The 19,779-nt window shown below is 37.8% G+C and carries 20 protein-coding genes; 16 read left to right on the top strand and 4 right to left on the bottom strand.

Translation table 11 applies throughout. The annotated features are described in order from the left end of the window. Positions 1 to 21: 21 nt before the first annotated feature. From NY10_RS05860 to NY10_RS05835, 6 genes are all read left to right on the top strand, one after another. On the top strand, positions 22 to 918 hold the full coding sequence (locus NY10_RS05860; RefSeq protein ID WP_058919087.1) for a DUF368 domain-containing protein: 897 nt from the start codon (positions 22 to 24) through the stop codon (positions 916 to 918). 191 nt (positions 919 to 1,109) lie between these two features. After that, on the top strand, positions 1,110 to 2,135 hold the full coding sequence (locus NY10_RS05855) for a galactose ABC transporter substrate-binding protein (protein WP_058919086.1): 1,026 nt from the start codon (positions 1,110 to 1,112) through the stop codon (positions 2,133 to 2,135). 164 nt (positions 2,136 to 2,299) lie between these two features. Further along, the gene (mglA, locus tag NY10_RS05850) at positions 2,300 to 3,799 is read left to right on the top strand and encodes a galactose/methyl galactoside ABC transporter ATP-binding protein MglA (protein WP_058919085.1); all 1,500 of its coding nucleotides are present in this window, start codon (positions 2,300 to 2,302) and stop codon (positions 3,797 to 3,799) included. Positions 3,800 to 3,856: 57 nt separating this feature from the next. Then, positions 3,857 to 4,876, top strand: coding sequence for a galactose/methyl galactoside ABC transporter permease MglC (gene mglC / locus NY10_RS05845; protein ID WP_058919084.1), 1,020 nt, complete (start codon positions 3,857 to 3,859; stop codon positions 4,874 to 4,876). A 28-nt stretch (positions 4,877 to 4,904) separates the two neighbouring features. Further along, on the top strand, positions 4,905 to 5,084 hold the full coding sequence (locus NY10_RS05840; RefSeq protein ID WP_058919083.1) for a hypothetical protein: 180 nt from the start codon (positions 4,905 to 4,907) through the stop codon (positions 5,082 to 5,084). A 160-nt stretch (positions 5,085 to 5,244) separates the two neighbouring features. After that, a complete protein-coding gene (locus NY10_RS05835) occupies positions 5,245 to 6,483 on the top strand; it encodes a Zn-dependent hydrolase (RefSeq protein ID WP_058919082.1) in 1,239 nt (412 codons plus the stop codon). A 53-nt stretch (positions 6,484 to 6,536) separates the two neighbouring features. On the opposite strand, the gene NY10_RS05830 is transcribed toward NY10_RS05835, so the two are convergent. Then, positions 6,537 to 7,457: an AEC family transporter gene (locus tag NY10_RS05830; protein ID WP_058919081.1), complete on the bottom strand. Its 921-nt coding sequence runs from the start codon at positions 7,455 to 7,457 to the stop codon at positions 6,537 to 6,539. Between the two features lie 439 nt (positions 7,458 to 7,896). Further along, positions 7,897 to 8,298 carry a VOC family protein gene (locus NY10_RS05825; RefSeq protein WP_058919080.1) on the bottom strand — a complete coding sequence of 134 codons (402 nt, stop codon included), beginning with the start codon at positions 8,296 to 8,298 and terminating at the stop codon, positions 7,897 to 7,899. A 200-nt stretch (positions 8,299 to 8,498) separates the two neighbouring features. Between NY10_RS05825 and mgrA the strand changes: the two genes are divergently transcribed. From mgrA to gloA, 3 genes are all read left to right on the top strand, one after another. Then, entirely contained in the window at positions 8,499 to 9,488 is a 990-nt protein-coding gene (mgrA, locus tag NY10_RS05820) for an L-glyceraldehyde 3-phosphate reductase (RefSeq protein WP_058919079.1), read from the top strand. Positions 9,489 to 9,569: 81 nt separating this feature from the next. Continuing rightward, positions 9,570 to 9,950, top strand: coding sequence for an SMU1112c/YaeR family gloxylase I-like metalloprotein (gene gloA2, locus NY10_RS05815; protein WP_058919078.1), 381 nt, complete (start codon positions 9,570 to 9,572; stop codon positions 9,948 to 9,950). 75 nt (positions 9,951 to 10,025) lie between these two features. Next, complete coding sequence (gene gloA, locus NY10_RS05810; protein ID WP_058919077.1) at positions 10,026 to 10,406, top strand: lactoylglutathione lyase; 381 nt, start codon at positions 10,026 to 10,028, stop codon at positions 10,404 to 10,406. 57 nt (positions 10,407 to 10,463) lie between these two features. Here gloA and NY10_RS05805 read toward each other — a convergent pair whose 3' ends face one another. Further along, positions 10,464 to 10,874: a hypothetical protein gene (locus tag NY10_RS05805; RefSeq protein WP_058919076.1), complete on the bottom strand. Its 411-nt coding sequence runs from the start codon at positions 10,872 to 10,874 to the stop codon at positions 10,464 to 10,466. A gap of 193 nt (positions 10,875 to 11,067) precedes the next feature. Between NY10_RS05805 and NY10_RS05800 the strand changes: the two genes are divergently transcribed. From NY10_RS05800 to NY10_RS05780, 5 genes are all read left to right on the top strand, one after another. Next, entirely contained in the window at positions 11,068 to 11,934 is an 867-nt protein-coding gene (locus tag NY10_RS05800; protein WP_058919075.1) for an ROK family protein, read from the top strand. 29 nt (positions 11,935 to 11,963) lie between these two features. Beyond that, positions 11,964 to 12,599, top strand: a complete 636-nt coding sequence (locus NY10_RS05795; RefSeq protein WP_058919074.1) for an SGNH/GDSL hydrolase family protein — start codon at positions 11,964 to 11,966, stop codon at positions 12,597 to 12,599. Positions 12,600 to 13,627: 1,028 nt separating this feature from the next. Next, positions 13,628 to 14,899, top strand: a complete 1,272-nt coding sequence (locus NY10_RS05790; protein WP_231726775.1) for a DUF92 domain-containing protein — start codon at positions 13,628 to 13,630, stop codon at positions 14,897 to 14,899. 83 nt (positions 14,900 to 14,982) lie between these two features. After that, positions 14,983 to 15,918: a dipeptidase gene (locus NY10_RS05785; RefSeq protein ID WP_058919073.1), complete on the top strand. Its 936-nt coding sequence runs from the start codon at positions 14,983 to 14,985 to the stop codon at positions 15,916 to 15,918. 191 nt (positions 15,919 to 16,109) lie between these two features. Further along, entirely contained in the window at positions 16,110 to 16,496 is a 387-nt protein-coding gene (locus NY10_RS05780) for a YbaN family protein (RefSeq protein WP_058919072.1), read from the top strand. A gap of 56 nt (positions 16,497 to 16,552) precedes the next feature. On the opposite strand, the gene spxA is transcribed toward NY10_RS05780, so the two are convergent. Continuing rightward, the gene (gene spxA / locus NY10_RS05775) at positions 16,553 to 16,957 is read right to left on the bottom strand and encodes a transcriptional regulator SpxA (protein ID WP_058919071.1); all 405 of its coding nucleotides are present in this window, start codon (positions 16,955 to 16,957) and stop codon (positions 16,553 to 16,555) included. A gap of 305 nt (positions 16,958 to 17,262) precedes the next feature. On the opposite strand from spxA, the gene trhA reads away from it, so the two are divergent. After that, positions 17,263 to 17,910 (top strand): PAQR family membrane homeostasis protein TrhA, encoded by a 648-nt coding sequence (gene trhA, locus NY10_RS05770; protein ID WP_058919070.1) that lies wholly within the window; start codon positions 17,263 to 17,265, stop codon positions 17,908 to 17,910. A gap of 203 nt (positions 17,911 to 18,113) precedes the next feature. After that, the gene (locus NY10_RS05765) at positions 18,114 to 19,751 is read left to right on the top strand and encodes a peptide ABC transporter substrate-binding protein (protein ID WP_058919069.1); all 1,638 of its coding nucleotides are present in this window, start codon (positions 18,114 to 18,116) and stop codon (positions 19,749 to 19,751) included. Positions 19,752 to 19,779: the final 28 nt, after the last annotated feature.

The raw sequence follows: 19,779 nt of genomic DNA, 5'->3' as shown, positions 1-19,779 counted from the left end.
TTAAAGAGAAAGAGGATGAGAATGAAGTATTTAGTAGATTTGTTAAAAGGCATGGTTATCGGAGTAGCTAATATTATTCCGGGTGTAAGTGGAGGAACGATGGCCGTTTCATTGGGCATTTATGATCGTTTAATTTCCTCAATCAGTCATTTATTTAAAAATTGGAAAGATAGTTTGAAAACCTTGCTTCCGATTTTAGCAGGAGCAGGCATTGGAATTGTTGCGTTTACCTATACAATTGAATTTTTATTGAGTGCCTATACGTTGCCGACCGCTTTGGCTTTTGTAGGATTGATTTTAGGCGGCGTTCCGATTTTATGGCAATCGCTTCAAGAAGGTCTAAAAAAGCACGGTCAAACCTTCTCGCTTACCCACGGTCTGGCTTTTGTTCTTATGTTTGCGGTAGTTACAGTCCTGCCACTACTGCAAGGGTCGGAAGCTTCTTTTACAGCGATTCAATTAGATCCTTTAAGTTTGCTCAAATTATTTGTTATAGGAATCATTGCATCGGCGACGATGGTGGTACCAGGGATGAGCGGCTCGTTAGTTTTGATGGTCTTAGGTTATTACTATTCGATCATCAATACAATCACAAGTTTCTTAACGGCTTTACGGACAGGTAATATGGATTTGATTCTGCCAAATTTCATTGTTCTGTTTATTTTCGGAATCGGTGTTTTGATTGGGATCTTTTTGATCAGTAAAGCGATAGAGTTTTTATTTGAAAATTATAGCTCGTTAACGTATAGCGGAATTTTAGGTTTGGTATTGGCTTCGCCATTTGCTATCTTGTACAACACACATGCACTGAATGATTTACAGAGTTCCGATGCATTACCGTTTGCTTTGGTGGGTATAGTGCTATTGGTTGGTTGTTTTTATGGAATTTACCAATTAGGCAAAAAAGAAGCTCGTTAAACAAAAAAACATTCATTTAATACAGCAGAACCAATGGTATAACATATTGGTTCTGTTTTTTTCTGCGAAGATCAATAAATATTGTTATCGTATCATTTTGAACAGAAAAAGTATGAAATCACATAGGCGATGAGCTAATAAAATGGTAACGTTTACATGTAAAGCAAATACATCTATTCGGAGGTTTGGAAATGAGTAAATTTAAAAAGTTTTTGTTGGGGTCAGCTGCATTATTAACTATTGGAACATTGAGTGCCTGTGGGGATTCATCCGCAGAAGGCAATGCAACAGGGGATGGAGATAAAATAGGAGTAGCTTTTTATAAATATGATGATACGTATATTTCTTCTGTTCGACAAGCATTAGAAGAGGCTTCAAAAGATAATAAAGATGTGGAGTTATTGATGAATGACTCTAAAGGAGACCAAGCCACACAAAACGATCAAATTGACGTTTTGATTCAAAAAGGCGTAAAAGTTTTATTGGTTAATGTCGTTGATACGGGAGCTGCTCAAACGGTTATTGATAAAGCTTCGGCAGCTGATATTCCGGTTATCTTCTTCAACCGTGAGCCAGATAGTGATGTGTTAAACGGCTATGATAAAGCTCGCTTTGTCGGAACGAAGCCTGAAGAGGCTGGTGTTATTCAAGGCGAAATGGCCGTTGAGTTGTGGAATTCAGATAAAGCTCTCGATAAAAACGGTGATGGTGTTTTGAATTACGTGATGTTAATGGGAGACGCTGATAATCCTGAAGCCATTGCTCGTACACAGTTCTCGGTTTCTACTATTAGAGATGCTGATATTGAAGTAAAAGAGATTGGTCAACAAGTAGCGAATTGGGATGCTGATAAAGCCAATACAGCTGTTTCAGCTTGGTTGTCACGTGAAGGCGACAACATTGAAATGGTTTTAGCTAACAATGACTCAATGGCATCAGGAGCTATTGCAGCTTTACAATCCGGCGGCTATAACAATGATGAGGATAAATTCATCCCGGTTTTTGGTGTTGATGCAACCGATGAAGCAGTGGATTTGATTGCTAAGAATTATATGTCAGGTACCGTTAAGCAAGATGCAGTTGGAATGGCTGACGCAATTTTTGCTTTAGGTGTAAATGCTGCACAAGGCAAAGACTATATTGAAGATACAGATTATGAATACGATGATACAGGTATCTCGATTCGTATTCCTTATCAAGCTTACTCTGGTGAGTAACCAGCTCATTTAGGACTCGGTTTCTTTATTCTCAAGAAAAGCCATCCTTTATATTCTACGAATAGTAGAACGTACTAAAAACTGCATAAGAATTGATAGGATTTTCCGTCTATCAATTCTTATTCTTTTAACAGAAAAAAGTTTGATAAAAGGCGGTGATTTCTATGGCAGCATCCAATTACATCCTGGAAATGCGAGATATTGACAAGGTTTTTCCAGGGGTGAAGGCGTTGGACCAAGCTCAGTTAAAATTAAGACCTGGAACCATCCATGCTTTAATGGGAGAAAACGGGGCGGGAAAGTCAACTTTAATGAAGTGCCTCTTTGGTATTTATATTGAAGACGCAGGAGAAATTTTAATTGATGGTATTCCGACAAACTTCACGAACCCTAAAGATGCATTGGAGCATGGTGTCTCAATGGTCCATCAAGAATTAAATCAAGTGATGCGCAGAAGCATTATGGAAAATATTTGGTTGGGAAGATTTCCAATGAAAGGTTTTTTGGTAGATGAAAAAAAAATGTACGAAGATACCCAAAAAATATTTAAAGAATTAGACATTGATATCAACCCTCGAAAAGAAATCGGTACATTGTCAGTATCCCAACGACAAATGGTAGAGATTGCTAAAGCTGTTAGTTATGGTGCAAAAATTTTAGTATTGGATGAACCGACTTCGTCTCTTTCTGAAAAAGAAGTGAATCATTTGTTCCGAATCATCAATCAATTAAAAGCAGAAGGCTGTGCGGTGGTGTATATCTCTCACAAAATGGAAGAGATTTTGCGAATTTCTGATGAAGTTACTATTATGCGTGACGGACAATGGGTCAGTACGACACCTTCAAAAGAATTAACAATGGGAAAAATCATTAATCTGATGGTTGGACGCGAATTAAACGATCGATTCCCGCCTAAAACGAATGTTCCTGGAGAAGTTGTTATGGAAGTGAAGAACTTAACGGCGACGTATCAACCGTCCATTCAAGGTGTCTCGTTTACTTTACGAAAAGGAGAAGTATTGGGTATCGCTGGTTTGGTTGGCTCAAGAAGAACGGAATTACTCGAAAATATTTTTGGAGTAGCTCGTCATGATAAAGGAGAAATTAAGCTGAATGGGAAAATCATCCATAATAATCATTCACGTGATGCAATTAATAACGGCTTTGCATTTGTCACAGAAGAACGGAGAGCTACCGGTATTTTTGGCGGGCTAAGCATTACATTTAATGCTGTGATCGCTAATTTAAATCAGTATACGAAGTATGGCATGGTCAGTGATAAAATGATGGCTATAGATACAGAACAAGTGATTAAAAGCATGAATGTTAAAACGCCAAGTGCTAAAACACATATTGGAAGTTTATCAGGCGGGAATCAGCAAAAAGTCATCATTGGCAGGTGGTTGCTAACGGATGCAGACATATACTTATTAGATGAACCCACACGTGGGATTGACGTAGGGGCCAAGTATGAAATTTATCAATTGGTTTTAGAATTGGCTAATCGCGGCAAATCAGTTATTGTTGTTTCCAGTGAAATGGCTGAACTGATTGGCATTAGTGACCGAATGCTCGTGATGTCTAATGGACGAGTAGCGGGAATAGATGAAACAAAAAATATGACCCAAGAAGAGATTTTAAGGTTATCAGCGAAGTTTATTTAAATCATCCACTAAGAAAATTCGCATAACTTACAAGATCTTTATAAGAGAGGTGCAACTATGGAAAACACTCGAAAGAGAATGAATCTAAACGATTTTTTACTAAATTATTCTTTGTACATGGTATTAGGAGCTTTAATGTTGGTGGTTATCATCATGGAGCCTTCCTTTATTTCATTGCAAAATATTACGAATATATTAGGACAAGCTTCTACGCGAATCATTATGGCGTTAGGTGCAGCAGGCTTAATTATTTTAAAAGGTACCGACTTATCAGCCGGACGGATTTTAGGTCTTTGTGCAGTAGTCGCTTCTTCGTTAGCACAAAGTACATCGTATGCGTCAAGAATGTACCCTGATTTGCCAGCGCTTCCTCTTATTCTGCCCTTATTAGCGGCTATTGCAGTAGGGATGATGTTTGGTGCTATTAATGGTTTTGGTGTAGCAAAATTAAAAGTACATGCTTTTATTATTACTTTAGGAACTCAGTTGATTGCTTACGGCCTCTCGTGTATTTACATCGATCGTCCGCCAAATGGTGCACAGCCGATTGGCTCACTAGACACACGCTACACCAGCCTAGTTCGTAACACCGTTGATATCGGACCGGTTAAATTACCTTATGTGATTTTTTACGCTGCTATTATCTCTGTAATCATGTGGTTTGTTTGGAACAAGACGAAATTAGGGAAAAATATGTATGCTATCGGTGGGAACACAGAAGCAGCTGAAGTTTCGGGTGTAAATATCGTTAAAAACATTATGATTATTTTCATTATTTCAGGTGTATTATACGGAATTGCTGGTTTCTTAGAAGCCGCTCGTATTGGTTCGACAACGAGTAATACAGGATTGAACTATGACCTTGATGCTATTTCAGCTAGTGTTATTGGCGGAGTTTCTTTCTCAGGCGGAGTTGGAACGATCCCCGGAGTCATTATGGGAGTTGTTATCTTACAGTTTATCAACTATGGTTTGACATTTGTTGGTGTCAGCCCGTATCTTCAATACATTATCAAAGGGTTGATCATTATTTTAGCAGTTTCGATTGACGTTCGTAAATACATTGTTAAAAAATAAGAACTAAAGGAAATGAGAGTGGTTCAATATGGAAGAAATAGAACACGTTGACCTCACACAACCAGAAGATCAAACGAAAGTAAAACAAACACTTGGAAAAGATTCGCTCTATGAAAAAATTGACGTTAGTGTTGAATCAATGAATAAGTTTATTTTGGGGATTGTTGTATCATTGATCGTCGTCTTAGGATTTGCATTATTGAGTTAAGTTATTAATAAAAAATTCGCAGTAGAGGTTAAAAAAACTCTAATGCGAATTTTTTCTGCCTAACAGTCTTCTCAAAATCTTTTTTATGTTAAAGTTAAAAGAAAAAGAACGGTTTATCCAAACATAAAAGAATTTCGTTCAAAAAAAGAGGAGGTCTACAATGCAAAGCAATCAAAACAGAATCAAAACATTTCTCGAAGATTTAAGTTTGTTTACTGCAACACCGGGAACAGGGACCACGCGGTTAACGTATAGTCCTGAAGATCAATTAGCTAGAACCTATCTGAAAGAACAGATGAAACAAGTGGGTTTAAAAGTTCGGGAAGATGCGGTTGGCAATATTTATGGTCGGTTGGAAGGGAAAGATGCATCTTTGCCAGCGGTTATTGTCGGTTCGCATTTTGATAGCGTACCCAATGGCGGTGCATTTGATGGTCCAGCTGGTGTTGTGACCGGATTGGAAGTTGCGGCTTTATTCCAAGAAAATCAACTACAACCGGTCTATCCATTGGAAATTATAGCAATGGTTGAAGAAGAAGGTTCCCGTTTTGGGTCTGGTTTATTAGGTTCCCGAATGCTTGCCGGTCAAGTTTCAGCAGAAAGTTTGATCAGTATGAAAGACGCTTCTGGAGTTTCAGTGAATGAAGCCATGCTTGCATTAGGCTTTAACGGCAATCAATTACCCGAAGCAAGACGGACAGGCAAAGATGTTAAAGCGTTCATTGAATTGCATATTGAGCAAGGGCCTGTTTTAGAAGATGCTGGTGAAGATGTAGGGATCGTAGAGACGATCGTCGGAATGACGGAACTTAAAGTCACCATCACTGGGCGAGCAGGACATGCTGGAACGACACCAATGGATGCTAGACGAGATGCGTTGGCTGCAGCGGTTCAGATACTAGCAGATTTGCCCCAGTTAGCAATAGAGGCTGAAGAAGCTACTGTACTGACAGTTGGCAAATTAACGGTTTACCCGAACGGTGCAAATGTGATTCCGAATATTGTTGTATTCACTGTAGACATCCGCTCTAAATCAGAAGCGTGTGTTCAAGCCGTTGACCAACAAGTTAGAACCATCATTCAAACAAGAACTCCCATGGGGATAACGGCTGAAATCGAAGAGATGTTGTATCAACAGCCGGTTCAATTATCTGGAAAAATTCACCAGCAATTAACGGCCAATTCTGAGGCATTAGGATTAAAATCACGGTCGATGGTTAGTGGTGCTGGACACGATGCTATGGTTTTTGCCGGGTTTACAGAAGTTGGATTAGTATTTGTTCCAAGTAAAGACGGTTTAAGTCATACACCTGAAGAGTGGACAGATTATGAGCAGATACAAAAAGGCATCGAAGTGGTCTATGAAACAGTTAAACAGTTGACAAAAGCGGAAATTTAAAAATACCCTAGAAAGCCCGTCTCAGTAATAGACACTGAGACGGGCTTTTGGTCTTATAATTTAAAAACAAAATCAGATAACATCAGTATCAGCGGCATAGTAATAATAGAGAGCGAAGTAGATAAAATGACTAATCGCGCTCCATACTCATAATCACCGCCGTAAATTTGTGAGAACAGTGCAGTATTAACGGCTATCGGCGCACAGGAAGCAATGGATAAAACCATCAAAATCAAATAATCGTCAATGGGCAGCAGCCAAAGAATGCCTAATCCAACGATTGGCAAAATCACTAAGCGTAAGAGACTCACCCAATAGGCTTTTAATGAAGTGAAAACCTCGAGCAATTTACTGCGGGCTACGTAACTCCCTAATAAAACCATCGCTAAAGGTGTGTTCAAATTTCCTATCGTGTACAATGCTTCAGAAACAACAAAAGGCAATTTTATTTGTAAGACATAGAGTGTTAAGCCGATAATAGCTCCAATCGTTGCAGGATTAAAGATAGCTTTTCGTGGTGTAATCAGGTTGCGGTCTCCTGACAGGGTATAGATGCCGTACGTCCACTGAGAGAGAGTCGTTGCAGTCATATAAGCGGTCATATAAAAAACACCTTCGTAGCCAAGAACAGCCATAACCAAGGGAATACCAACGAAAGCTGAATTCGAAAAAATAGCAGCATAACGGTCAATTCGCTCCTCTTTTTTTAAAACAAGTCGATTGACTGCGATTCTTGATCCAATTAAGAGAAAGCCAGTCCCCATGGTGATGAAGAGCCCTTTTAGTTGTGCCCACTCGTAGTCTTGTTGAAAAGACATGATCAGAATGGTGGGAGTTATGTAAGTTGTTAACATACTAGCGATTTGTTTGGTTACTGAAGTATCTAAGACCTCTTTTTTTACCAGCAAGTACCCAAATAAAATCAGCAGAAACATAATGCCTAATTGTTCTGAAATGATGCCAGAGACATTCACTTATTTTTCACATCCAGTCTTTGAAAAGTTACATAGTACTAGTATACATGATTCTTATTTTAAGAGAGTAAGAAAAAACCAATCGTTTGAACTACAAAACAAACAATGGTTTTCAGCAATATACTGAAAACCATTGTTACAGTAAAGGGTTCTTAGATTGATAACATTAATGGTTGCGGACTGGAATCAATTTTTTAGTGTGTACAAGACGGAAGAAATAAGAAGCAATGAAGAGTGGGAAAACTAAACTAAGAGTGAAAATGAATTTTAACAATAACATTGCATTCAAAGTAGTCATCATTGATCATCCTTTCTACGGCAGTACATCAAGTTTAAATCAAACGACAGTTGACAGAAGCAAGATTCTTTATAGGTTAATTATGTTGTTTAAACAAAGAATAATCAAACGATATGCAAAGCGGACCAAGAAAACCAAAAATCAAAAAATAGGTTCCTGGTCTTTATCTAAATGCAGATTCAATTGCCAATTGACACCGTATTTATCGGCGATCCAGCCGAATTTTTTTGCATACGGCAAAGGAGCAAGAGGCATCATCACAGTGCCGTTGTGTTTCAGTTTAGTAAAAGTCGTTTCCAGCTCTTCTTCGTTAGCACAAGTGACGAACAAAGACATAGCCGGTGAAAAGTGATGAGTATCTCCATTTGTATTATCGATGGCCATAATTTGCTGTCCTTTAATAGAAAAAATAGCGTGAAGCACAATACCGTCATTTTCTTTCATAGAAATCAGGTTGAAATCTTTGAAGACAGAGGAATAAAAGGTTAAAGCTTCTTTTGCATCGCCATTAAACATGAGAAATGGAAAAACAGATTGAGTCATAGAAATCGCTCCTTTTGATAGTAGTACCTTTATTTTCTCTCGAATAAAAAACAGAGTCAATTTTTAACACTCTAAAAAGAAAACTAAATTACTGTCACGAGTTATTAAGAACTTCTGTCTCCTCCAATAGATTGTTTTCTTTAGTTGAAAGCGTTATAATAAAAATGAAAGAGAATAGACCAAAGAACTGGAGTGGTTGAATGTATCAAGCAGCAGAAGATCGTTACAACAATATGATTTACAATCGTGTAGGGAACAGTGGATTAAAATTGCCAGCATTGTCTTTAGGAATGTGGCACAATTTCGGTGACGTGGATTTATTTGAAAACAGCCGTAAAATGGTTCACCGTGCATTCGACTTGGGAATCACGCATTTTGACTTAGCCAATAACTACGGTCCTCCAGCGGGCAGTGCCGAAGAAAATTTTGGCCGTATTTTAAAGAAAGATTTGCTTCCATACCGTGATGAACTGATCATCTCAAGTAAAGCTGGTTATTATATGTGGCCAGGTCCTTATGGCGAGTTTGGTTCTAAAAAGAATTTGACGGCTAGTATTGATCAAAGTTTGACACGGATGGGATTAGATTATGTTGATATTTTTTATTCTCACCGTCCAGACCCGGATACACCTTTTGAAGAAACAGCGCAAGCATTGGACTTAATGGTTCGCCAAGGCAAAGCCTTATATATTGGAATCTCTAATTATTCTGCCGAACAAACAGCTGAAATTTCAAAAATTTTCAAAGAATTAAAAACGCCATTCATTATTCACCAACCCTCTTACAGTATGTATAACCGTTGGATAGAAGATGGTTTACAAGACGTTTTACAAGAAAACCAATTAGGGTCCATTGCGTTTAGTCCTTTAGCGCAAGGTATGTTGACAGACCGTTATTTGAACGGTATACCGAAAGATTCACGAGCTGGTCGGACAACGAGTCAATTCTTAGATGAAGAAAAAGTGAAAGCTACGTTAGAGCAATCAAGAGCGCTAAATGAAGTTGCGAAACGCCGCGGTCAGACATTAGCTGAAATGGCTGTATCTTGGATTTTAAGAGATGGAAAAGTTACGAGCGTTTTGATTGGAGCCAGCAAAGTAAGCCAAATCGAAGATAATGTAAAAGCATTAGATAACCTTGATTTTTCTCTTTCAGAATTAGCAGAAATTGAAAAGATTTTGAAACGTTAGTCAAGTGAACTTTTAATTGGGCCTTTTTGTTCTAGATAACAATAGAATAAGAGGGTTCAATTTTATGGAGAGGTGTTTTAAATGAACTTTAAACGAATTCATCATGTCGCTATCATTGCTTCTGATTATCAAAAATCTAAAGACTTCTATACCAATATTTTGGGATTGGAAATTATTCAAGAAAATTACCGTCCTGAAAGAGACTCTTATAAATTAGATTTAAAAATTGGCGAAAGTGAAATTGAGTTATTTTCTTTTCCTGACCCGCCAGAACGTCCCTCTATGCCGGAAGCTGCTGGCCTGAGACATTTGTGTTTTTACGTTAACGATATTGATGAAGCAGTAGCTGAATTAAACCAAAAAGGAGTCGAAACTGAGCCGATTCGCCGAGACGAATATACAGGCGGGTATTTTACTTTTTTTAAAGATCCAGACGACTTGCCGATCGAGCTACATGAGTAACTTTTGTATAAAAGCGTGAGATACGTTAAAATGAGGATTGTAGGCAATAAAATAAGAGATAGGAGTTTTTGTTAAATGGCTAAAAAAATGTTGCACACTTGTGTGCGTGTAAGAGACTTAGACAAATCGATGGATTTCTATACGTCTGTTTTAGGGTTTAAAGAAGTTCGTCGCTTGGATTATCCAGAGTTTAAATTCACATTGGTTTATCTAGCTATCGAAGAAGGCGGCTATGAATTAGAGTTGACTTATAACTATGGTCAAACAGAACCATATGACTTAGGAAACGGTTATGGTCACATTGCTGTTGGTGTGGATGACTTAAAAGCAACACACGAAGAATATACAGCATTGAAGTGCGACATGACAGATATAAAAGGTTTATCTGACGGCGCAGCAAGTTACTTTTTTGTGATGGACCCAGATGGATATAAAATTGAAGTTATTCAAAACTAAAAAAGTTAAAAAGAAAAAACAGACCATTTTTATGGTCTGTTTTTTCTTTTTAAGAAGCTATTTTTCGGATCCGAATTGTTCAATTAAATGCATCAAGTTTTTGCTGTGCCAAGGAGTGGCGGTATATTCTTGTGGAATAAAATAATGTTCTGCAGGTTTTTGAGTGTTTTTATAATCCACAATCAATTCATTATCAGCTGCCGGCTTTTCAAACCGTATTTTTTCAATCTCACTTAAAGGGATTTGATTGTAAACTCCTTCTTTTAATGAATCAGTTTTTGTATCTAAGGGCATGAGTACGAGTTCATGTTTAGAAAAGTTAATGCAATAGGGTTTGTTTTTCTCCATTCCAAGTAACTTTTTAAACCAATTTTTTTTAGTGGGCAGTTTTTCAGCAAAGATTGTTTGTCCAGGTATGGCTTCTAAACCATGCCGTTTTAAATAATCCAAAATAGTCTTTTCGTTCATATTGTGATGCCTCCTCTTGCTATCTGACGTCACGGTTGAATAAGAAAACCCTAGACTAAGTATAGAGCAGAAAAATAGTAAATACCAATAAAACGCATATCAAAAGGAATAAAAAGATAGAATGTAAGGGTTTTACTTTTGTCTAGCTTTTTTTAAAAGAATAGCTTATTCTTATAGAGAGGAGTGTGACAAAATGACATTATTGACAATCGATATTGGCGGAACGTCTATCAAATATGGCGTTTGGGAAAATGAAGAGTTAAGCCATAAAGGCAATTTAAAGACGCCAGCTACTTGGGAAGAAATGAAAAGCAGTTTAATAAGAATCAAAGAGACAGCAGAAGAAACGTTTACGATCGATGGAGTGGCGTTCAGTTCTCCTGGGGCAGTGAACCAAGAAAAACGCATTATTGAAGGTGCGAGTGCTCTGCCTTATTTACATAACTTTCCAATCTATGATGAACTGGAAACCGTTCTTAACTGTCCCGTAACTTTTGAAAACGATGCCAATTGTGCCGCTTTAGCCGAAATTTGGAAAGGGGCGGCTAAAGGATTAAAAAATGTCTTATTTGTTGTGGTCGGAACAGGAATCGGCGGAGCGGTGATCGTAGACGGTCAAATTCAACACGGCAAGCACCTATTCGGCGGGGAATTTGGGTTTATGTTAATGACAGAAAATGAAACATTCAGTACTTTAGCGACAGCTGTTAATATGGCTAAACGTTATGCGAAAAGAAAAGGCTACGAACCTGAAACGATTTCAGGAAAAAAAATGTTTCAACTTGCAGATGAAGGCGACCAGATAGCGCAAGAGGAAGCAGCGACCTTCTATACCTATTTAGCCCGTGGTATTTATAACTTGCAATATAGCTTTGACCCAGAAGTTATTTTAATTGGAGGCGGAATTTCAAATAAGGCTGGTTTAGTAGAAAAATTAGAAGAAGAATTTGATAAAATTTTAGAAACAGTTAAAATTGCACCATTCAAACCATTGATTAGAACCTGTGAGTTCAAGAATGATGCAAATTTAATTGGCGCAGTAGCTAATTATTTACAGTAAGCGAAAAAACAGTCAGAAGGGTGTATTACATGGAACTAAAGAAAGAAGCGACCATTTTATTTATTGGAGACAGTATAACCGATGCAAATCGCAGACGTGAAGATCCAACAGATTTAGGCTACGGTTATCCTTTACTGGTAGCGGCTGCTTTATTGGAACGTTATCCTGAATTAAATCTGTCGCTAGTAAATCGCGGTATAGACGGCAATAAAATCACTGATTTGGCAAACCGGTGGGAAGAGGATTGTTTAGCTCTGGATCCTGATATTGTCTCGATTTTGATTGGGATCAATGATACCTGGCATAATGTGGGAACGGAAGCGTTTGGAACACAAGAGTCTATCGATAGATTTGAATTCTACTACCGTATCTTATTACAAACTGTTAAAGAACGAACCAACGCCCAAATTATCTTAATGGAACCTTTTGTTTTACCGCATCCCATATATAGAAAGGAATGGCGGATAGATTTAAATTCAAGAATTCAAGTTATTCGCAAACTAGCAAAAGAATATGAAACAGATTTTGTGGCATTAGATGAGAGACTGAATGCGCTGGGGATGAAACAAAGTTATGCTTATTGGACTGGTCAAGATGGCGTTCATCCAACGCTAGCAGGACATGCAGTCATTGCAAAAGCCTGGTTAGAACAACTTGAGAATTAATAGTTCGAAATATTTTGAGAGTTTTTTTAATTTTGTGCTTTTCGGCTACGCCCGAAAAGGTCCGTCTTGATTGGATTGGTGGAGCAATTCTTGTTAAGGACCCTATCAAGGATGGAATAACTGACTTAAGGTCCTTAAAACCAGGATATGGACCTTAACTAGTAGGGAAAACATTGGATAAGGTCCGCAAACTCCTTTTGAGTACTGTAGGATTTTAAATTCACATTTTTAATAAAGAGGTATAAGAAAGAATTTTTTGAAAAAAATTTATCCGCACATTTATTCCTTCTAATTCTATAAAATTTTCTATTGCAGTACGATCCTAAATATCACTCGATATATAAGGGGGATTTGACAAAGCAACAAGCTTCTATGAGCTTTTGAAGTGCTTTTTTGTATTCAAGGTCTCGCCTTGTTAGAACAACTTGGAAATCATTTTAAAAAAAATCAATAAGACTTGTAAATAAAGATATCCTGTGGTATAGTACTATACATGCGATGAGTTGACTCTGACCAGGTGACTTCGGTCATTTCGCTGCGGCGACTAGTGGTTAGAATTAGACAAGGCACACCGTACTTAGGTACAACTGCGAGATGCAGGTGTTTGGACCCCTCTGTTTTGTGGAATTCATGGGACCTATTTATGAAAATAAATATTGTCGGAAAAGGTACTGGCTTTTGTCAGTGCCTTTTTTTTTGCGATAAAAATAACGATTGTAATTAATGTTATTGCGAAATGAATTAAAGAGCAAGTTTAAGGCAATCATAAAAGAGTAGGAAAACCCTTCTTTTGATTGAAAACCATTCGTTGCAATTTGTGATCCACAAGGTAAAATAAAGAGAACAGTATCTGTTATCTTGAAGGGAGTACAAAAGTTGGAAACAAATGCATTAGGAGTTATTTGGTCATTGGTGTATGTGAGAGTCATCTTAAGCGGCGTTTCGCTGATGCAAAAAAATGGCACTTGAAAGAAGAAAGTTCACGCAAACTTATCCATATCCTATTAGGGAATTGGGTTTTTATTGCATTGTATTATTTTACGTCGCCTATAGCAGCAGCAATCGTTCCTATGCTAGCGATCATAATGAATTACCTGTCTGTTGAAAAAGGTTTGATCAAGGCCATGGAACGGTCAGAAAATAAAACATTTGGAACGGTCTGGTACGCAGTATCTTTGTTGCTGCTTATTAGCAGCGCTTTGTATTTGGATAAGCTTTATTTAGCTTTAGGCGGAATCTTGAGTATGGCTTATGGTGATGGTTTAGCAGCAGTCGTAGGAACAAAATGGGGCAAAATTAAATTACCCGCTAAATTTGGCGACAAAACACTAGAAGGTTCAGTAACAGTTTTTAGTGTAGTAGCCGTCATTACTGGTTTTCTTGCTTATATCTATTTACCGGTTCCTTTCATTCTGGTTGGAGTGGCGGCTGGCTTTTGCGGTATGCTTTTAGAGTTATTTACGACTAGGGGTTACGACAATTTAAGTTTTCCAATTGGAATAGCTGTTTTATTGTATTTATTTAGTTTTCCGCTGCTGACCGGTATGATTGTTAACAGTGTTTTGACTGTATTCATTCTATTTGTAGCTTGGTTAGTCGATGCACTAACGGCCAGATCTTGTCTAACAGCTTATCTAGTCGGAACAGTGTTGTATGTGTTCGGCGGGTGGACGGTTTATTCAGCAATGATCCTTTTTGCGGGTCTCGGAAGTGGTTTGAGCAAACTTGGCATAGAGCAAAAAGTTGCAGCGACTCAGTTACACGAACGAAAAGGCACACGTGGTTCTGTACAAGTGATTGCGAATGCTCTTCCAGCTGTTCTTTTTGTACTTATTGCCTGCTTAACTCAAAATGATGCGTTTAAATTGGCAGCGTTGGTTAGTTTTGCTGCAGCTAGTGCCGATACCTTTTCTTCAGAGGTAGGCATGCTGAGCAGCAAGCCGCCGATTTCGATTTTAACGCTGAAGCCTTTACAAACAGGGTTGTCTGGCGGAATAAGTGTGTTGGGTCTGCTTAGTGGTATCGTAGGTTCAGGTATAATCGCTTTATTAGCTTTAGGTCAGTATTCTGTCCAAATTTTTTTGATGGTGTGGTTATTCGGTTTTATTGGAACAGTGATAGACAGTGTATTTGGCAGTACTTTGCAAGCCAAATATAAAAGTGCAAGTGGGATAACAGAACGCAAAACTCAAAATGGTCAACTGCTCGAACAGGTTTCCGGCTTAGGGTTTATTACCAACGATGTGATTAACTTTGTGACCGTAATGGTGACGGGACTTTTATTTGTCTTATTTGTTTGAGTAGTTGCGTTCCATTAACAAGGATGTGTTAAAATAAAAGCAGTTAATGAAAAATGAGGAACCAATAGAAAGTAGGGAAAACGATGAATGTGATCGATTTGCATTGTGATGCATTATTAAAACTACAAGAAGCTAAAGGACAACTAAGTTTTAAAGATTCAAAAGAATTGAATGTCAACCTAAGCCGTCTAAAAGAAGGAAAAGTAAAAATCCAAGCTTTTGCTATTTTTCTTGATCCCGCTATTGTCGTAGAAGAAAAGTACGCAGCAGCTTTGGAACAAATCACTTATTATCAAGAAGAAGTATTAGCTAAGAATCCTGAAATGAAACAAATCAAGCAATGGGAAGATATACATACTCTGCAAGAAAGCGAAATTGGTTCCTTTTTAACGTTAGAAGGAGTTGAAGCGATTGGAAATGATTTGACAAAGCTAGACCACTTGTTAGATTTAGGGGTGTTATCCGTAGGGCTGACATGGAATCCTGCTAACTTAGCCGCAGACGGTATTCAAGAACCAAGAGGCGGGGGGTTAACATCTTTTGGTTTTGAAATCGTTAAACGCTTAAATGAACGAAAAGTCTTTACGGATGTGGCTCATTTAAGTGTCAAGGGTTTTTGGGACGTCATGGAAGCAGCGAAATATCCGATTGCGACACATTCCAATGTGTTGCGTTTATGCCGCCACGTTAGAAATTTAAACGACGATCAAATCAAAGCTTTGGTTAAAAGAGATGCCATGATACACGTCGTTTACAATCCGCCTTTTACAGTTGACGAAGGAGAATTAAAAGGAGCCGCGATACCGGACCTAGTGCGTCATATTGAGGCATTAGTGGATTTAGGAGCGGTTGCTAACATCGGTTTTGGATCTGACTTTGATGGAATCAGTTCGCATATTGAAGGATTGACACATGCAGGCGAAGTACAAAACTTGATTTTGGCTTTGTGCGAAACATTCACTAAAGAAGAAGTTGCAGGTTTTACCGGCCGAAATTTTTTAGAACATTTGCCTAAATAATGAACTGCTGGACTGAACTAGTTGTGATAGTTAAAACAACTGGTTCTTTTTTATCAAAATTATACTGATTTCATAAAGAATGAATTAGAACAAACTTTCACATGGCTGCTTTCTTATCCTTGAATTAATCCTTTTTTTGGCGTATGCTACTAAAAGAGCTGAAAAGAAATAAAGTAGGTGAGGAAGGTTATATGAAACAATTAAAAAAATACAGTTTGATCATCATTGGCTTGGCGTCATTTGTTCTTGGAGCTATTGGCTCGTTCTTACCGTTACTGCCTACTACGCCGTTCTTGCTATTAGCACTTTACTGTTTTACTCGGAGCTCAGAAAAGTTCAACTGGTGGTTGAAATCAACAAAACTTTACCAAAATTATGTGGGGGAATATTTAGAGCACCGCTCTATCTCAATTGATAAAAAAATAAAGATGTTGATCAGCATTTATATTATGGTAGGAATATCTATTTATTTTGTTCCTATTTTATTGATTAAAGTGATGTTGGGCCTGATGCTTGTTACTCAAACCGTTGTTTTATTATTCTTTGTTAAAACAAGAAAAATCAATGAAAACGAATAAATAAAAGGCTCAGTAAGGGTTATTCCCTTTGCTGAGCCTTTTTTAATTTTTTGTTGTTAATAGCCCATCGGCAATTGTTTTTGTAATTCTTGCAGTTCTAACTTCCGGACATCTCGAGGTAAGAACCGGCGAATATCTTCTTCGTTAAACCCGACTTGCAGCCTTTTTTCATCGATTAAGATGGGGCGGCGAATTAAACCTGGGTTTTTCAGAATCAATTCGAGCAATTCTTGTAAAGGCATCTCCTCTAAAGAAATATTTAAACTTTGAAAGACTTGCGAACGAAAAGAAATAATTTCTTCCGTACCATTTTCAGTCAGCCTTAGAATTGATTTAAGTTCAGCGATCGATAACGGTTCATTGAAGATATTCTTTTCTAAGTAATCTATGTGGTTTGCTTCCAACCATGCACGCGCTTTTCGGCAAGACGCACAACTTGGGGATGTATATAAAGTAATCATTTTTATGTCCTCCTTATTAAGTCAAAACAGATGTTGAGCTAAGCAAGTGGAGCGAAGAAGAAAGGATTAAGTAAACCCTTACAATTAATAGTATAAACTAAAAAAAAAAAAATACAATAGGTTTTGCCACATTTCGGCCACAATTTTAAACATTTATCCTAAAAAGAAACATTTGCCACGAACGCAATCTAGTTTCGTTAACTAGTTTGCATAGTTATGTGTTCTATGATAAAATAAAAAAACAAAGAACGTTGCTCTCGAAAGAAGCGCGTTGGAATCAAATGACAGGGAACGGAGGAAGCAAGATGAAAAAAAATGAAGTTTTTTCTAAACGATACTTAATCACAAATGAAGTTCTAAACGCGGTCACTCATGGTATTGGTGTCGGATTGAGTATCGCTGGATTAATCGTCTTACTCTTAAAAGGGGCGCAAACAGGTTCCACGTTGGAGATAGTATCCTATAGTATTTTTGGTGCTTCTTTGATTTTGCTGTACTTATGTTCGACCCTTTACCACAGTTTGATTTTCACGCGCGCCCGAAAATTATTTAAAATTTTTGACCATAGCAGTATCTATGTCTTGATTGCTGGAAGTTATACACCGTTGTGTTTGATCACAATAGGCGGCGCAAAAGGCTGGGCATTATTCTATGTCGTATGGGTCATTGCTATCTTAGGAATTATTTACAAGAGTCTTTGGATTGAAAAGTTTAAAAATTTATCGACAGTGTTGTATATTGGCATGGGTTGGTTGTGTATGGTAGCGATCAAAGAACTTTATGCGGGATTAGGCACGAATGGCTTTGGCCTATTGTTAGCTGGCGGATTGGCTTTTACCATTGGAGCAGCTTTCTACAGCATGCGTTCCGTAAAATTTATGCATGTTTTATGGCATTTGTTTGTAATGACCGGAACTGGATTTATGTATTTTGCAATCTTGTTATATACCTAAACAATAAAAAAACTAAAAAATGATCAACTCAAGTTCCTACATAAAAGAGAAAGGAGCTTGAGTTTTTTTGTCGGTTGGTTTATCTAAATTCTTTCATAAAGTAAGTACTTTAAAATTGACAGTCATAATTTAGAAAGCTAAGCTAAAACTATATGCTGTTAGGTTAGAAAAAGGAATGTTAAGCTCATAAAAGGAGGGTCTTTATGAAAAAGAAGTTGAGGGTTACCAGTTTTTTGATGATGGGGATTTTTATGTTAGCAGCTTGCGGCAATGGGGAAAGTTCAACAGGTTCAGATACTGCTGAAGTTCCGCAAAAAATGGTCGCAACGGCTACAGGAGAATTAGCTACATTAGATAGTGCTTTGTATAGCGATGTTACGAGTTCTGATGCTATTGGGCAAATTTTTGAAGGGCTGTATCGGATTGATGGCAAAAATAATCCCGAGCTAGGATTAGCTGAAAGTGAACCGGATGTAAGTGAAGATGGCAAAACGTATACATTTAAGTTGAGAGAGGCTGTGTGGTCAAATGGAGATGCTGTTACAGCAGAAGACTTTGTTTATGCTTTTCAAAAAGTCGTTGATCCTGAAAATGGTTCACCTAGTTCAAATCAAATGGATATCTTTAAAAATGCTGCAGCTATCCGTAATGGAGAAATGGCTTTAGAGGAATTAGGGGTAAAAGCAGTAGATGAAAAAACACTGGAGTTAACTTTAGAAAACCCGATTACTTATCTGCCAAAATTATTAACAGGCACCCCGTTTTTCCCGCAAAATAAAAATTTTGCTGGCGATCAAGGACAACAGTATGGAACGCATAGCGATAAAGTCGTCACGAATGGACCTTTTACCATTTCCAAATGGAACGGAACCAATTTGAACTGGACCTTTACCAAAAACCCTGAGTATTGGGATGCCGAAAACGTTAAAATGGAACAAATCGATGTTGAAGTTATTAAAGAAACCAGTACCGGCGTGAATTTGTTTGATAGCGGAGATGTTCAATACACCACGTTAGCCAATGAATATGCCAAACAGTACCAAGATTCACCGGATTATCATGATCAATTAAAGTTTTTATACGGATACGTTTCATACAATGAAAAGCGCGAGATCACTGGAAATGTGCACTTGCGAAGAGCTTTATCTTTAGCAGTCGATAAAGAAGTCTTTACCAATACTGTTTTGAATGATGGTTCTCAACCGTTAAATGGAATCATACCAGCGGGTTATGCCAGCAATCCCGAAACCGATGAAGATTTTCGTGCTGAAAACGGGGATTTTTTAGCCTACGATGTTGAAGCCGCACAAGCTGAATGGGAAACAGCAAAAAAAGAGTTGGGACAGACAGAAATACAATTGGAATTATTAACATCGGACACAGAAGCATCTAAAAAAACTGGCGAATTTTTACAAGCACAATTCGAACAGAATCTGCCAGGTTTATCCATTAGTTTGCGAAATGTGCCGTTAAAAAATCGTTTGAATTTAACCGAACAAGGCGAATTTGATATGGCCTTTTCAACTTGGACACCTGATTATGAAGACCCTATTAACTTTTTAGAAATTTATCAATCTACCGGCGGTTTAAATACAAGTGGATATGTGAGTGAAGCCTACGATCAAGGCATTAATGAGGTCAAATCTACATTAGCCATCGACCCATTAAAGCGTTGGGAAAAAATGTTGGAATTAGAAAAACTATTGATCGAGCAAGATGCCGTGATCACGCCTATTTACCAAGGCGCACAAGCTTACTTGTTGGCGCCTGAAGTTAAAAATTTATTAGTTTTGCCGTTAGGACGAACAGTTTCTTATCGCTTAGTCTCAATAGAGGAATAAACTGAAAAGTAAGTTTGATAAGAAAAGA

The sequence above is a fragment of the Carnobacterium sp. CP1 genome (assembly GCF_001483965.1).
Lineage (GTDB): Bacteria > Bacillota > Bacilli > Lactobacillales > Carnobacteriaceae > Carnobacterium_A > Carnobacterium_A antarcticum.
Note: the sequence above shows the minus strand (reverse complement) of the source record. Positions and strands in the feature narration are given on the sequence as shown.